The organism is Virgibacillus necropolis (assembly GCF_044793635.1).
GTDB classification, from domain to species: Bacteria; Bacillota; Bacilli; order Bacillales; family Amphibacillaceae; genus Virgibacillus_F; species Virgibacillus_F necropolis_A.
Genome location: NZ_CP084992.1, coordinates 1183410 through 1198563, shown reverse-complemented (window position 1 = coordinate 1198563; position 15154 = coordinate 1183410). Strand labels below are relative to the sequence as shown.

Below are 15154 nucleotides of genomic sequence, written 5' to 3'. Positions count from 1 at the left end.
TTATTCAGTACCCATGTATCGTACCGCATACAAAAAAGTAGCCAAAACAAAAACACCTGCCGCTTTGTACTGCAGGTGTTTTCGGATTTATTTTTTCAGGTGGGTCTCGCCATCATGCTGTTCAATTTTGCCTTCTTTCATTAGCTTTCCAAGTGCACGTTTGAAGGCGGATTTACTGATATTAAACGTTCCAAGAATATCGTCTGGATCACTTTTATCGCTGAAGGGAATAACACCATTATTCTCTTCTAGGCGTTGAAGGATAACATCTGCATCTTCAATCATTCCGTGTTGTTTTAACGGGCGAAGCGACATGTTCAGGCTACCATCTGTTTTTACTTCGATGACACGTGCTTTAACCCATTCACCTAGTCGTGGTTCAGTCTTGCGTTCCGTATGATGGACGAATCCACGATAGTTTTCCTCAGTGAGAATAACTGTTCCTTCTCTACTTGTCCGATATACTCGTCCATGTAATGTTTGATTTAATGCTTCTACAGGTGCATCGACACATTGCATTTCAATAATACCTTCTGATGCAGGAAGTGCGAGTAGGCGTCCTTTTCGGTCTGTACCGAGAGTCACATACAGCTTGTCTTCTACTGCAGGCCAAACATTTTCATAAATTGGCAAATCGTCCGTTGATACGAGCATTTCCTTTGTTGTTCCAATGTTGACGAAAACGCCAAGGTTTTTAACGACTTCCACCACTTCAACCCAGCCAAACGTATCACGCTCTACTGTTGGGAGTTTTGTTGTTGCGATAACTTGGCCTTTTTTGTCCGTATATAAAAATACGTCAACCTCTTGATTTTCTTCAAGCTCATCTGTTGTTTCATTATGATGTAAAAGTACTTCCTTCATGTCTTTTATTAAAACATAGCCTGTATCAATTTTTCGGAGTACTTCCATTGTATGGATTGTACCAATAATTAAGTCGCTCATGCTTTTACCTTCTTTCATTATATGTATTGGAAAAGGGGTACCCCTAATAGTAAGAGTACCCCTCCGATTCATAACGTAACATAAAAGTATTGATTTTATTTTTCCATCCCTATTTTAGGGAGAATAATTTCCATTTGAAAGTGTTCTGCTTTCATTACCGCGGTAATTGTTCCACTAACTTAAGCAACGTAAACCCTACCTGCTTTTACGTCCTTGCGACCCCTTAGTCGCGCCAGTGTGAATAAGCTTTCTAACATGCATTGCGTAGAATGCCAGTATATATTACTTTGTATATTACAAAATCTAACTACTTCATTATACACGATTTTTAAACAATGTCAAACTTATGTTCTTATTTCTAGTTTGCCACACTAAATAATGCTAGGTATTATAGAGAGAGTGGAGGGATTACAATGAAGGTCATAGGTGAAATTGACAATGAAACACGTTGCAAACATTATCATTCGGAAAAGGATCGAATCGCGATAAAGTTTTACTGCTGTGGTAAGTATTATTCGTGTTATCAATGCCATGAGGAGCAGGGATGTGGCAGTTTGCAGGTCTGGCCTAAACCCAAGTTCAATCAGCGAGCAGTACTATGTGGATCATGTGAAACAGAACTTACGATACAGGAATATTTGGATTGTGGATCTGTATGTCCGACTTGTAGTGCAGCATTTAATCCTGGATGTTCTTTACATTATCATTTATATTTTGCTAAATAATTTTAGTGAATTAGTTAAAAAAATAGGCACGATACTTGAATTTCATGGCTTTTCTAGTATTTAATAGGATAAGAGTGGATTTTTAAGGAGGGAAAGTTGTGGCTTTTGTAATATTGGACCCATGTGGCCCGGAAAAATCGGCGGAATGTGTCAGTGTATGTCCAGTGGATTGCATTGAAGAAGGCAAGGATCAATTTTACATAGACCCGGATATTTGTATAGATTGTGGCGCATGTAAAGCAGTTTGTCCAGTGGATGCGATAGAAGAAGAATATGATTTATCGCCTGATCAGGAAAAGTTTTTGGAAAAGGCAGAGGAGTTTTTCGCTAATAAATAGTATTAATATCTCATTAATTGCTAATTTCAAATTTCTATAAATTATGATAGAGTATAATAGAAAGATAAGTAAACAGTCATCTAATTGGTGACTGTTTTTAATTACAAAAATATTTCAAAGTCCGGGTTGTGACTTGCACGGGAATAACGAGGAGGAGTAAGATGACATCTGCAGAAGAAGAGCTAGCGCGGACTGAAGGAAGTAAGCGCATACAAAAATTAGATTTTAGGTTTGGAGCATTTGGGGCAGCGGTTCCACTAATATTTTTCGTCGTATGGGCGATTACTACAAGTGTAATGAAGCTTTCATCTGAAGTGGGTCTTGTAATGGGCGCACTAATCGGTATCACACTTGGGTTATTTTTTAGTAAAAGTAAGTGGGGAGACTATGCGCAGGGTTTGTTTGACGGACTTGCACAGCCAGTTGGGGTTGTAGCAATCGTCGCATGGTTCTACGCAGGTATGTTTGCCCAGATTTTACAGGTTGGAGGACTAGTTGAAGGGCTTGTCTGGATCGGTAGTATCACTGGTGTAACTGGCGGACTTTTTGTTGCATTGACATTCCTACTTGCAGGAACCTTTTCAACTGCAGTCGGAACTGGGTATGGAACTACTGTAGCATTTTGTACGTTGATGTATCCTGCAGGAGTAGCCGTTGGCGGTGACCCGACCATGATGTTCGCAGCAATTTTGGCTGGTGCAGTTTTTGGTGACAACTTGGCACCGGTTTCTGATACTACTATTGTTTCGGCAACAACGCAGGAGGCGGATGTCCCTGGAGTTGTTCGAAGTCGGTTTAAATATTCTATTATGGCAGCGATTCCATCAACGATTTTGTTCGGAATATTCGGTGGGGGCACTACAGGTGTTGGAGGCGCAGATGCAGCTGCGAATATTATGGAAAACAGTAACCCAACAGGGTTAATCATGTTGCTTCCTTTTGCTATTGTACTTGTTTTAGCTTTAACTGGGCAGCATCTGGTGACATCATTAACCTGGGGTATTTTAGCAGCAATACCATTAATAGTCTTTACAAACCTTGGTGAATTTGCTGAAATTATCAGTTTCGATCCTGATTCTGATACAGTAATCACAGGTGCTCTTGTCGAAGGTGTAATGGGTTATATGAATATGGGGATTCTAATTTTACTCATTGTTGCTTCTGCGCATTTACTGAAACTAGGCGGGACAATGGATGCAATTACTGGTGTTATGATTAAATGGATAAAAAACTCTGTTCGTCGTGCGGAGCTTGCTATCTGGAGTATTGTTGCGCTACTGAACAGTGCGATTACGATTAATACGGCAGCCGAAATCGCAGCTGCTCCGTTTGTAAAAGAATTAGGTGAAAAATATAAAATTCACCGTTACCGTCGTGCGAACATGCTTGATGCTGTAACATCTGCACTTGGATATATTTTTCCATGGGGTGCTCCAGTACTATTAGGTTGGTCGACAATTAAATTAATGACGGAAACATATGAATGGTTACCAGTTGCATCACCTACTGCTGTGTTTCCATTTGTATTCCAAGGCTGGTTCTTGGTTGTCGTTATGTTAATTGCTGCAATTACAGGCTGGGGACTACGTTTTGAAGGAAAAAATGGTGAAGAACTTAAAGAACGTCCGCGTGACTAATTTTTCAGTGAAGCTCGAACAAGGCTATTCGATTAGCTATTGTTCGAGCTTTTTTTGTAGTTTAGGAAACTATAAAATTTTGTGAATGTGGATAACTGATCTACCTGTCAGCCACGTCCAGCTCCAGCGCCCATTGCCTAGTGCCCTTCCGGCTCCTCCTTACGATAAGTCAACATCGAATCGCTTACGCTCTTCGTGTTTCCTTTATCTCATACGGTTCCGTCCAGGACATACGGCAATAACCGGGCGCTTGCGCTTTTGTTTTGTTCTGAATTATGAAATTGGGACACTATTATGTGAACTTCAGCCAATCAAAAAATAGCATTCTATTTTTTTCGAATGGATCTTCTGTGTGCTACACTGGAATATATTTAAAGAAATTGGGGATGTCGTGATGGGTTTATTTTTCGAGGTGGTCTTGCCGATTATAGCTGTGTTTGGAGTGGGATTCCTGCTGCAGCGTATACGTGTGTTAGATGTAAAATCGATTGCTACGGTGTCTATTTATATCTTTTTACCAGCGCTTGTTTTTACTTCTCTGTATGAAGCGGAATACAATCAAGGGTTTACAATCATTATTGTATTTGCTTTTTTCTTATTGTTTATGATGATTGTGATCAACAAAATGCTGGCTCGTATTTTTAAATGGAAACAGACAGTTGAGAGTGCATCTATATTGACCACTGCATTTATGAATGGTGGGAATTACGGTGTTCCTGTGATTATTTACAGTGTTGGGGAAGCAGCCCTTCCATATGCAATTTTCTTCATGGTTCTGCAGTCATTGGTGATGAACTTTTTTGGTGTGTATTATGCGTCAAAGGGCACGAGTGGGATTTCACGAGCAGTGAAGACCATTTTCAAAATGCCAGCCACATATGCCGCAGTACTTGCGTTTATTTTTCAAAAAATACCATGGGAGATTCCGGATCCTGTATATTCTACGTTGTCAATGGTAGGAAGCGCAGCTATTCCGCTTATGATGGTGATGCTTGGGATGCAGCTTGCATCAATTACTTCTCTTAAATTTAACTGGCAGATTATATCTTCTGCAGTCATAATTCGTATGGTAATCTCACCAATTATAGCGTTATTGTTCATTCTGGCGCTTGATGTAAATACATTGATTGGCTCGGTTCTGTTGATTGTAGCAGCAATGCCAAGTGCAGCGACAACGACGATGTATGCGATTGAATTCGATACAGAACCTGATTTGGTTTCAAGTATCACATTGGTGACAACGCTTATTAGTGTATTGACCCTGACCATTTTATTGAATGTTATTGTGTAAAACTAATTTCTTTTACACAAGGCTCTTTTAGTAAAGATTGTTGTTTAATGCCGCAGTGGAAATATACTCGGGAAGCCGCAAGCCTCTGGGGTCTTGTGTAGGTGTAGCTTAACTCTTCCCACAGGATAAGGAAGGCTTCGTAAGCGGTACATCGCACGAAAAAAATATATATATTTTTGAGAAGTCTCGCATATTTCCAATGCTGATGTGCAGCTTTCTATATAGCAACACTTTTTAATTTAAAAGAAGGCTGTTTCAGTAAAGATTGTTGCTTTTGAGAGAATAGATATAAAATCCGACATAACTTTAGGTTTATTTTCAAAGACATGTGAAAGCATCCGCCCGGAGCGAACCTGGACGGCAGTAAGTAACTTGTTTCCATTATCAGTACTACAGATCTAACTTAGATAGAAGTTATATCGTATTTTATATCAACTATGATGATGAAAAGAGCCTTAAGAAAAAACATTTGACGTCATATATCAAATCATATATTATTAGATTATTATGATAAAAGAAAATAAGCAACAAAAAGCCTATCGGATTATTAAAGAAAGAATCATTGAACGAATTTTTGTACCAGGTCAACGAATCGTGATTGATCAATTGGCAAAAGAGCTAAAATCAAGCTCTATTCCTGTTCGGGAAGCAATACGCCAACTAGAGTCAGAACGATTAATTTTTTATAAACAAAATGTTGGCCCCGTTGTCGCTGAGGTGAATGAAACAGCTTATTCGGACACATTACGTGTGTTAGCGGTGCTCGATGGATACGCTACTGCGATGAGTGGTGCAGACTTTCCGAAAGAAAAAATTACACTGCTTAAGGAGCAGAATAAATTGATGGAGGAGGCACTTGAAGATTTCGATATTTTGCAGTATGGAAAATTAAATTTCCAATTTCACCGGATTATTTTTGAGGAGTGTAGTAATCCATTTTTGATTGATTCAATCAAGGATACCTGGGCAAGACTTGATTCTATCCGTGGAATTGGTTCAACATTGTATTCTGTACGAGTAAAGAAATCGATTATCGAACACAAGGAACTAATTGAAATGCTTGAAAATAAAGCTGATTTCAGTGATTTAGAAAATCTAGCAAGAATGCATAAAATTAGAACAGCAGAGGATTTTGAACGTCGCAGATTAAAACAACTAGAAATGAGTGACACCTAAAAACTCTGAATGGAATCCGCTACTTCCAGCAGAGTTTTTATTTGCAACAAAAAGTAAGCGTTTACATTTGAAATAATTTTTTAATACATGATGAATCAAGAGACGCAACGATTTCCAAAGTTCCAGTATTTGAAAAGCATTGACATCATATTTGAAATCATATACGATTTAATTATTCAGAAGATTACCAGTTGTTTAAATTGGTGAAACGGGAGGCGTAAAGCAATGGCGTATGAGGAAGCGAAAAAGCGGTTCAGGGGATCTATTTCTCCAGTCATTACACCGTTTAATGAAGATGAGAGTATTGATTATGATAAATTCAAAGAACTGATTAATTGGCATATTGAGAAGGGAAGTCATGGAATTTCAGTAACCGGAACTTCTGGTGAACCGAGCTCCATGTCTGTTGAAGAACGCATAAAGGTAATGGAAACAGCATGCAAAACGGTGAATGGCCGTGTTCCATTTATTCCAGGAACTGGTTCTACCAATCACCAGGAAACGATGCGCATGACAAAGGCTGCTCAAGAAATGGGTGCTGATGGTGCGATGGTAATCGTTCCGTATTATAACAAGCCTAATCAACATGCATTATATAAGCATTTTAAAACAGTAGCTGATTCTGTTGATCTACCAATCATTTTATACAATATTCCGGGACGTACAGCGGTAAACTTAGAGGCTGACACGATTGCTGCTCTAGCAAAAGACTGCTCGAATATCATTGGTGTAAAAGAAGCAAATAAGGACTTCGAGCATGTAAACAAAGTGTTGCTAAACGCTGGTCGTGATTTCAATCTATATTCAGGTATTGAGGTACTTTGTTATCCAATGCTTGCGATTGGTGGTGCTGGCCATATTAGTGCGACTGCAAATGTTGCACCAGAAGAAGTTGCTGATTTATATAACAAGTGGGTAGCAGGCGATGTAAAAGGTGCACAAGACCTTCATTATTCATTAATGCCACTGAATGATGTGTTGTTCCGTGACACCAACCCTGCACCAGCCAAGGCTGCTTTAGGTATGATGGGCAAAATTAAACCGGTACTGCGTAAGCCGCTTGATATACCATCAGATGCTGTGCAAAACGAGATTCGAGAAACGTTAAAAGCATATAAATTATTGTAAAAGTAGGTGACATTTTTGGAACACAAGAGAGTAGACGATGTGAAACTTTTTATCAATGGCGATTTTGTAGAAGCGCATAGTTGGGAATACTTCGATAACATGAATCCTTTCACTAATAAAGTGACGAACCGTGTTGCTAGTGGGGCGAAAGCAGATATTGAAAAAGCTGTGGAAGCAGCTGACGATGCTTTTCTATCTGGTCCATGGGGCAGCATGAAGCAAAAGGAACGCATGAAATATATTGAGAGAATTGCAGATTTGATCGAAGAAGAGGTAGAAGAGATTGCGATACTAGAATCGTTGGACTCCGGACTTCCAATCAGTCAAACGCGTAAAATGGTTGGTCGCGCTGCAGAGAATTTCCGCTTTTATTCACGAATGGTGCAATCCAGAATGCACGGGGATGCGTATGCAGTAGATGATGAGTTTATCAATTATACGGTCTATAAGCCGTTAGGGGCTGTCGGACTAATCACGCCGTGGAACGCTCCGTTTATGCTGACGACATGGAAGGTGGCACCTGCGCTTGCAACAGGTAATACCGTTATTTTGAAGCCAGCTGAATTGTCGCCACTATCAGCGAATAAGCTTGCAGAAATTATCAGTAAAGCAGAATTACCAAAAGGCGTATTTAATGTCGTTCACGGTTTTGGTGAAACAGCAGGAGATGCGCTTGTTAAAAGCGAAAAAGTGAAAGCGATTTCATTCACTGGTGAAACAGTTACAGGAAAAACGATTATTAAAAATAGTGCAGATTCATTAAAGAAAACGTCCATGGAACTTGGTGGGAAATCACCACTAATCGTTTTTGATGACGCAGATTTTGACCGTGCTCTGGATGCTGCTGTTTGGGGGATCTTTTCATTCAATGGTGAAAGATGTACCGCAAATTCAAGAGTATTTCTCCATAAAGATATCAAAGATCGCTTTGTAAAAGCATTAAAAGAACGGGTGGGCTATGTCAAAGTTGGTGATCCTATGGATACTGGGACACACCTCGGTCCACTTATTAACAAGGGGCATTTTGATAAAGTAACCGGCTATATTGAGCTTGCCAAAGAAGAAGGTTGCAAGGTTGTTCAAGGTACAGTTCCTGAGGATGTGAAGGCTGGTAATTTTGTGCCGCCAACCTTGTTGCTGGAAGCAAAAAATGAGATGCGAGTCAGTCAGGAAGAGATTTTCGGACCAGTAATGTCAGTAATCGAATTTGAAACAGAAGAAGAAGTTATTCAGATGGCTAATGACGTGGATTACGGTTTAGCAGGATATGTCTGGACAAATGATATCAAGCGTGGCCACCGTGTAGCGCAGGCTGTAGATTCCGGAATGCTTTGGATCAATGCGCAAAACGTTCGTGATTTACGAATCCCGTTTGGTGGGATGAAGGCAAGTGGAATTGGTCGTGAAGGCGGTCACTTCGCCATTTTAGAATTTTATACCGAACCAAAAGCAATTCACGTTTCGATGCGTGAACATCATATACCAGAGTTTGGAAAGAAAAGCGGAGAATAAAAAAGATAACATTTCTTTAAGGAGGGCAAAATTATGCCAGCAAAAACAGGTCAAGAATATATTAATCGATTAAAAAAAGCGAATAACAATGTTTATATTCATGGGGAGCGTGTTGACGATGTAACAACACATCCTGCATTTAAAAATGTGGTTAAATCAATGGCGCACTTATATGATTTACAATATGAAAAGAAGGGCTCGATGCTTTACACATCACCAACTAGCGGTGACCAGGTTGGAATGACCTTCTTACAACCAAAAACGATTGATGATTTAATCATGCGCCGTGAAGCAATGCAGGATTGGGCTCGTACATCCGGTGGAATGATGGGGCGTTCGCCAGATTACTTGAATTCAGAAGTTATGGCAATGGGCATGAACAATGGCTTGTTTGCTGAAGCAGACCCACGTTTTGCAGAGAATGCTAGAAACTATTACGAGTATGCCAGAGAGAATGATATTAGCCTTACCCATACTTTGATCCATCCACAGGTGAACCGTGCGAAAATGCAGTCTGAAATGAAGGATGGGAATGTGGCGTTACAACTTGTTGAGGAACAGGAAGATGGAATTATTGTAAACGGTATTCGTTTACTTGCTACACAAGGCGGAATCACCGATGAAATTCTCGTATTTCCTTCAACCGTTAAAAAGGCTGGGGAAGAGGACGATCCATATTCACTAGCATTTGCAATCCCAAATAATACACCAGGCTTGAAGTTTATCTGCCGTGAATCGTTTGATTATGGGAAAAATGAGTGGGATCATCCACTTGGTTCCCGTTTTGAAGAAAGTGATGCGATTGTGTCATTTGAAAATGTATTTGTTCCTTGGTCGCGCGTGTTTGTTTGCGGAAATTCTTCTGTATGTAACCGTACATTCCGTGAAACAAATGCTGTTGTCCATATGACACATCAGGTTGTTGCGAAAAATATCGTAAAGACTGAGTTTATCCTAGGCGTTGCGTTAAATATGATGGATGCAATCGGAATTGACCAATTTCAACATGTTAAGGATAAAGGAGCAGAAATTATGCTGGCGCTGGAAACAATGAAGTCTCATTTATATCGTGCGGAACACAATGCAAAATTAGATGAATCAGGAACCATGACTCCGGACTTTGATGCACTAAATGCTGCGCGGAATTGGTATCCAAGAATCTATCCACGTTTGGTGGAAATTATCCGTATTTTAGGTGCTTCAGGCTTAATGGGGATCCCTACACATGAAGACTTTATGAATGAAGAAATCGGACCAATAATTAAGAGTGGGCTACAAGGAAAAAATTTAGAAGGCGAAGAACGTGTACAATTATTCCGCCTCGCATGGGATGTGACTATGAGTGCATTTGGTGCAAGGCAAGCGCACTATGAATACTACTTCTTTGGTGATCCAATTAAAATGGGAATGGCGTATTTTGATGGGTATGAGAAAGAATCGGCTAAAAAATTCGTCAATGAATTTTTGAAAAAAGCTGATGGTGTTGAGGTTTAAAAAAAGGTGTGTGACTTGTTTATACACCTGGAGTCTATTAAAAAGCTAGAGGGGGAGTATGGATGGACTTTTCTATCATCCGATGTGCACGCGCCATTTTACATGTGACAGATCTTGCGGCTTCACGGAAGTTTTACGTGGACGCCCTTGGGTTTATTGAAACAGAATCAGACTCAGAACATATATACCTACGGGGTCTGGAGGAACATACACACCATAGCCTTGTTTTGAAAAAATCCAGCGAACCAAATGTGGAGGTTTTAGGATATAAAGTTTCTTCAGACGATGATTTGAAAGCGTTATCAAAAATGTTTGAGGAAAAAGGCTATGAGACCAAATGGATGGATAAAGGAGAACAACATGCTGTTGGTCGAACGTTAAGAGTTCAGGATTGCTCAGGGTTGCCCTTAGAATTTTTTGCAGAAATTGAACCTACTGAACGTTTGCTGCAACGGTATGATTTGTATAAAGGTGCACGGATGCAACGGATTGATCATTTCAATTGCAATGTACCGGATGTCGAGAAGGCACAAAAGTTTTACCAGGATGAACTGGGATTTGCGTGTTCAGAGTACACCGATACAGAGGATGGAGATGTTTGGGCAACGTGGTTACATCGCAAGCAGACGGTTCATGACCAGGCATTTATGAACGGTATAGGACCACGATTGCACCACATCGGTTTCTGGTTACCAGATCCACTTGCACTTATTAACGCGTGTGATGTACTCGCATCAATGGGCTATGGCGATAATCTTGAACGTGGCCCTGGTCGTCATGGTTTATCGAATGCATTTTTCCTATATGTACGTGACCCGGATGGCCATCGTATTGAATTATATAATGGGGATTATTTAACTAGTGATCCAGATTTCAAGCCAATTCGTTGGGATATTAATGATCCAATGCGCCAAACATTTTGGGGGCACGAGGCGCCAGACAGCTGGTTCAATGAAGCTTCATCGGTATTGGATGTAATTACTGGTAAAAAAATAGAGCAAAAGCCCGCAAAATTGAAGCAACATAAACCGACTTTTGTCATTTAATAGATAGTAAGATAGCTAGTTTTGGTGCCAGGCACCATCAGGAAGGGAGCGTGGAAAAATGGATGATCGTACATTTCGAACAGCAATGGGAAAGTTTGCGACGGGAGTGACTGTCATCACAACAAAGCTTGGTGATGAGGTAAAAGGAATGACAGCAAATGCGTTTATGTCTGTATCATTAGATCCGGCCTTAGTGTTGATTTCAATTGGCGAAAATGCGCATTTGAATAAATATGTAAGAGACTCCGGTAAATTTGCTGTAAGTATATTAAACAGTGAACAACAGGATATGTCTGCATACTTTGCTGGTCAAATTAAAGAAAATAGAGAGATAGAATTTAATTGGTTTAACGGTATGCCAACAATTAAGGACTCACTTGTTAATCTTACGTGTGATGTACACAATTCTGTAATTGCAGGAGACCATACCCTGTATATTGGGGAAGTCACGGATGTATGCATAACGGAAGGTGAGCCATTAGCGTTTTACTCTGGAAAATATAATGACTTGAACACTTGTGAAGAAGTGAAGTAGGTGCCTGGCCAGGCACCGGCTACATATTTATAAATGGGGGTAAGAACGATGAAGCAACAGCTTGAAAATTCAACAATGAATCCTGATATGTTTCAGAAAATTGCTGGGCATGAGCAGGTTGTTTTTTGTAATGATCCGGCATCGGGTTTACAGGCAATTATAGCTATTCACAATACTACACTGGGTCCTGCACTTGGTGGGACAAGAATGCGCCCGTATGATTCAGTGGATGAGGCGCTTGAGGATGTTCTTCGTTTGTCTGAAGGGATGACATATAAATGTGCTGCGGCCGATTTAGATTTTGGCGGCGGAAAAGCTGTAATTATCGGTGATCCGAATACTGACAAATCATCTGCTTTGTTTCGTGCGTTTGGACAATATGTGGATTCGTTGAATGGACGTTTTTATACAGGAACAGACATGGGAACTACGATGGATGATTTTGTGCATGCGATGAAGGAAACGAACTTCATTAATGGGATCCCTGAAGCTTTTGGTGGAAGTGGAGACTCTTCTGTACCAACAGCACAGGGTGTTATTTATGGATTGAAAGCAACGAGCCAATTCCTAACTGGAAGTGATTATTTAGCGGATAAAACCTATTCAATCCAAGGTTTAGGAAAGGTTGGTTTTAAGGTTGCAGAACATTTACTGCAAGCAGGTGCTGATATCTATGTAACCGATATTAATAAAGATGTATTGGAATTAATTAAGGAAAAAGCTGTACAAACGGACGGTTCTGTGAAGATTGTTGATAATGCGGAAATTTATCAAGTGGATGCAGATGTGTTTATTCCGTGTGCGCTAGGTGGAATTATTAATGACCAGACAGTGGAACAGCTTAAGGTAAAAGCTGTTGTTGGTTCGGCAAATAATCAATTACTCGAAGCACGGCATGGCAAAATATTACATGATAAAGGCATTTTGTATGCACCTGATTATATTGTTAATGCTGGTGGACTAATCCAAGTTGCTGACGAATTATATGGTCCGAATAAAGATCGTGTCCTGGCAAAAACAAAAGCGATTTATACATCATTGCTTGAAATTTATAAGGAAGCAGAGCTTGATTCTAGTACAACTGAGGAAGCAGCAAATCGTAAATGTGAAAAACGCTTGGAGGAACAACGTACACGTAGCCACTTCTATGCGCGAGACCGTCGTCCGAAGTGGAACGTTCGGGAATAGTCGCATGAGTATCGTTCACGATTCACGCAATATAATTTAAAAACTTTATAACTAAAGGTGTGAAATAGATGGAAGGGAACTATCCGCTTTTTCAAATTATAGATAAAAACGGGGAGGTGACATCTGAGGAATATCAGGAAGTTCTAACAGAAGAATATGCAAAATCGTACTACTACAACATGCTCCGTATCAGAACGTATGACCATAAGGGAATCGCGCTCCAGCGGCAGGGGAGAATTGGTACATACGTCCCGTTTGAAGGTCAGGAGGCATCGCAAGTAGGAAGTGCTCTCGCTCTACAAGATGACGATTGGCTTTTTCCAACCTATCGGGATCATGGGGCTACATTAACGTTTGGAGCAGATTTGGATCGAATGCTTCTTCATTGGAATGGCCGGATTGAAGGTTGTGTACCTTCTTTAACAAAAAATATCTTCCCAGCGTCAATTCCAATTGCTACACATCTGCCACACGCTGCAGGCGCTGCGATGGCAGAAACATATAAAGGTACGAAAAATGCAGCGATAGCTTATTTTGGAGACGGTGCGACATCTGAGGGAGATTTTCATGAAGGATTAAATATTGCGAGTGTGTTCAAAGCACCTGTTGTATTTTTTAACCAAAACAATGGATTTGCAATCTCGCTTCCAATTAAGAAACAAATGAACTCTGAAACAATTGCACAAAAGGCGGCAGCATATGATATCCCGGGTGTTCGCGTTGATGGGATGGACGTGTTTGCGGTTAATTTTGTTGTGAAAGAAGCTTTAGAACGTGCCCGAAATGGGGAAGGTCCAACTCTGATCGAAGCTGTTACATGGCGGTTCGGTGCCCACACAACTGCAGATGATCCGTCAAAGTATCGTGACCAGGAAGCAAGTGATGCTACCCGCGAAGAGAAGGATCCTGTTCTTCGCTTGGAGAAATTCATGAAAAAACAAAACATGTGGGATGAGAGATGGGTTGAATCAATCAAAAAAGATATCCAGGAAGAGTTAGATCAGGCAATCGTTGACATGGAGTCATATGAAAAAGCGAACTCGGATGTCATGTTTGATTATGTATTTGAAAAACCGACATGGACTATTGAAGAACAAAAGAAAAGCCTCAATGCGCTTAAGGGAGGTCAATCCTAATGGCAACAACTAAAAAAACTAATTCTCTAACCTTGATCCAAGCAATTAATGATGGCTTAAAGGTAATGTTAAAAGAGGATGAAAATACGTTAATTTTAGGGGAAGACATTGGTAAAAACGGTGGTGTATTCCGCGCAACAGTTGACCTTCAAGAACAGTTTGGGGAAAAACGTGTGGTTGATACACCTTTAAGTGAAGCTGGCTTTATGGGAGCGGCAGTAGGGATGGCATTAAATGGTCTCAGACCAATCGTGGAAATTCAGTTTCTGGGGTTTATTTACCCAGCGTTTGAACAGATCGCAACACATGTAACACGTACCCGTACGAGAACAATGGGTCATTATAGTCTGCCAATGGTTATTCGTGCGCCATATGGTGCTGGAGTTCGCTCGCCAGAAATACATTCGGATAGTGTCGAAGCGCTTTTCACGCATTTGCCAGGAATTAAAGTTGTTTGCCCGTCCAACGCTTACGATGCGAAAGGGCTCATGGTAGCAGCAATTGAGGATCCTGATCCGGTGTTGTATTTAGAACCAATGCGGTTATATCGCGGAGAACGAAATGATGTACCAGAAGAAAAATTTACAGTAGAGCTTGGCAAGGGTGCTCGTCTACAAGAAGGAGAGGATGTTTCTATTCTTGCATGGGGTGCGATGATACCGGTTGCTTTAAAAGCGGCCGAAGCGATGAAAAAGGAAAACATCTCATGTGACGTAATCGATCTCAGGACGCTATATCCACTTGATAAAGAAATGATTGCTGAATCCGTACAAAAAACCGGCCGGGTTGTTATTGTACATGAAGCACATGCAACAGGTGGTGTTTCTGGGGAAATTACGTCGGTGATAAATGATACGTCCTTTTTATACTTGCGATCACCAATCGAGCGGGTTACCGGCTTCGATGTACCAATCCCATTATTTGCGATAGAAAATGATTATCTGCCAACACCTGATCGAGTTGTTCATTCGATTAGAAAAGTAGTAGAGTTTTAGGAGGTGAA

At 40.5% G+C, this 15154-nt stretch carries 14 protein-coding genes; 13 read left to right on the top strand and 1 reads right to left on the bottom strand.

Annotated elements, in window-relative coordinates; genetic code table 11:
* Positions 1–87: 87 nt before the first annotated feature.
* The gene (locus LG329_RS05935; RefSeq protein WP_404454599.1) at positions 88–945 is read right to left on the bottom strand and encodes a S1 RNA-binding domain-containing protein; all 858 of its coding nucleotides are present in this window, start codon (positions 943–945) and stop codon (positions 88–90) included.
* 413 nt (positions 946–1358) lie between these two features.
* Here LG329_RS05935 and LG329_RS05930 point away from each other — a divergent pair, with 413 nt between their 5' ends.
* From LG329_RS05930 to LG329_RS05870, 13 genes are all read left to right on the top strand, one after another.
* Positions 1359–1670 (top strand): CHY zinc finger protein, encoded by a 312-nt coding sequence (locus LG329_RS05930; protein WP_404454596.1) that lies wholly within the window; start codon positions 1359–1361, stop codon positions 1668–1670.
* A gap of 98 nt (positions 1671–1768) precedes the next feature.
* Complete coding sequence (locus LG329_RS05925; protein ID WP_404454593.1) at positions 1769–2008, top strand: indolepyruvate ferredoxin oxidoreductase subunit alpha; 240 nt, start codon at positions 1769–1771, stop codon at positions 2006–2008.
* 161 nt (positions 2009–2169) lie between these two features.
* On the top strand, positions 2170–3645 hold the full coding sequence (locus LG329_RS05920) for a Na+/H+ antiporter NhaC family protein (protein ID WP_404454590.1): 1476 nt from the start codon (positions 2170–2172) through the stop codon (positions 3643–3645).
* A gap of 394 nt (positions 3646–4039) precedes the next feature.
* Positions 4040–4936: an AEC family transporter gene (locus tag LG329_RS05915; RefSeq protein WP_404454587.1), complete on the top strand. Its 897-nt coding sequence runs from the start codon at positions 4040–4042 to the stop codon at positions 4934–4936.
* A 507-nt stretch (positions 4937–5443) separates the two neighbouring features.
* Entirely contained in the window at positions 5444–6112 is a 669-nt protein-coding gene (locus LG329_RS05910) for a GntR family transcriptional regulator (RefSeq protein ID WP_404454586.1), read from the top strand.
* 225 nt (positions 6113–6337) lie between these two features.
* Complete coding sequence (hpaI, locus tag LG329_RS05905) at positions 6338–7240, top strand: 2,4-dihydroxyhept-2-ene-1,7-dioic acid aldolase (RefSeq protein ID WP_404454583.1); 903 nt, start codon at positions 6338–6340, stop codon at positions 7238–7240.
* A gap of 15 nt (positions 7241–7255) precedes the next feature.
* Entirely contained in the window at positions 7256–8752 is a 1497-nt protein-coding gene (gene hpaE / locus LG329_RS05900) for a 5-carboxymethyl-2-hydroxymuconate semialdehyde dehydrogenase (RefSeq protein ID WP_404454581.1), read from the top strand.
* 33 nt (positions 8753–8785) lie between these two features.
* The gene (gene hpaB / locus LG329_RS05895; RefSeq protein ID WP_404454578.1) at positions 8786–10246 is read left to right on the top strand and encodes a 4-hydroxyphenylacetate 3-monooxygenase, oxygenase component; all 1461 of its coding nucleotides are present in this window, start codon (positions 8786–8788) and stop codon (positions 10244–10246) included.
* Positions 10247–10308: 62 nt separating this feature from the next.
* Positions 10309–11292, top strand: coding sequence for a 3,4-dihydroxyphenylacetate 2,3-dioxygenase (hpaD, locus tag LG329_RS05890; RefSeq protein WP_404454576.1), 984 nt, complete (start codon positions 10309–10311; stop codon positions 11290–11292).
* A gap of 58 nt (positions 11293–11350) precedes the next feature.
* The gene (locus LG329_RS05885) at positions 11351–11827 is read left to right on the top strand and encodes a flavin reductase family protein (protein ID WP_404454573.1); all 477 of its coding nucleotides are present in this window, start codon (positions 11351–11353) and stop codon (positions 11825–11827) included.
* A 48-nt stretch (positions 11828–11875) separates the two neighbouring features.
* Positions 11876–13015: a Leu/Phe/Val dehydrogenase gene (locus LG329_RS05880; protein WP_404454570.1), complete on the top strand. Its 1140-nt coding sequence runs from the start codon at positions 11876–11878 to the stop codon at positions 13013–13015.
* 68 nt (positions 13016–13083) lie between these two features.
* The gene (gene pdhA / locus LG329_RS05875; RefSeq protein WP_404454567.1) at positions 13084–14151 is read left to right on the top strand and encodes a pyruvate dehydrogenase (acetyl-transferring) E1 component subunit alpha; all 1068 of its coding nucleotides are present in this window, start codon (positions 13084–13086) and stop codon (positions 14149–14151) included.
* Positions 14151–15146, top strand: coding sequence for an alpha-ketoacid dehydrogenase subunit beta (locus LG329_RS05870; protein WP_404454564.1), 996 nt, complete (start codon positions 14151–14153; stop codon positions 15144–15146). Before pdhA ends, LG329_RS05870 begins: the two co-directional genes overlap by 1 nt.
* Positions 15147–15154 lie beyond the last annotated feature (8 nt).

Coding starts and splice junctions, on each gene's coding strand:
- LG329_RS05910 (WP_404454586.1), top strand. CDS start 5,444: ATGATAAAAGAAAATAAGCAACAAAAAGCCTATCGGATTATTAAAGAA.
- LG329_RS05915 (WP_404454587.1), top strand. CDS start 4,040: ATGGGTTTATTTTTCGAGGTGGTCTTGCCGATTATAGCTGTGTTTGGA.
- hpaB (WP_404454578.1), top strand. CDS start 8,786: ATGCCAGCAAAAACAGGTCAAGAATATATTAATCGATTAAAAAAAGCG.
- LG329_RS05930 (WP_404454596.1), top strand. CDS start 1,359: ATGAAGGTCATAGGTGAAATTGACAATGAAACACGTTGCAAACATTAT.
- hpaD (WP_404454576.1), top strand. CDS start 10,309: ATGGACTTTTCTATCATCCGATGTGCACGCGCCATTTTACATGTGACA.
- LG329_RS05920 (WP_404454590.1), top strand. CDS start 2,170: ATGACATCTGCAGAAGAAGAGCTAGCGCGGACTGAAGGAAGTAAGCGC.
- LG329_RS05870 (WP_404454564.1), top strand. CDS start 14,151: ATGGCAACAACTAAAAAAACTAATTCTCTAACCTTGATCCAAGCAATT.
- LG329_RS05885 (WP_404454573.1), top strand. CDS start 11,351: ATGGATGATCGTACATTTCGAACAGCAATGGGAAAGTTTGCGACGGGA.
- hpaI (WP_404454583.1), top strand. CDS start 6,338: ATGGCGTATGAGGAAGCGAAAAAGCGGTTCAGGGGATCTATTTCTCCA.
- pdhA (WP_404454567.1), top strand. CDS start 13,084: ATGGAAGGGAACTATCCGCTTTTTCAAATTATAGATAAAAACGGGGAG.
- LG329_RS05935 (WP_404454599.1), bottom strand. CDS start 945: ATGAGCGACTTAATTATTGGTACAATCCATACAATGGAAGTACTCCGA.
- LG329_RS05880 (WP_404454570.1), top strand. CDS start 11,876: ATGAAGCAACAGCTTGAAAATTCAACAATGAATCCTGATATGTTTCAG.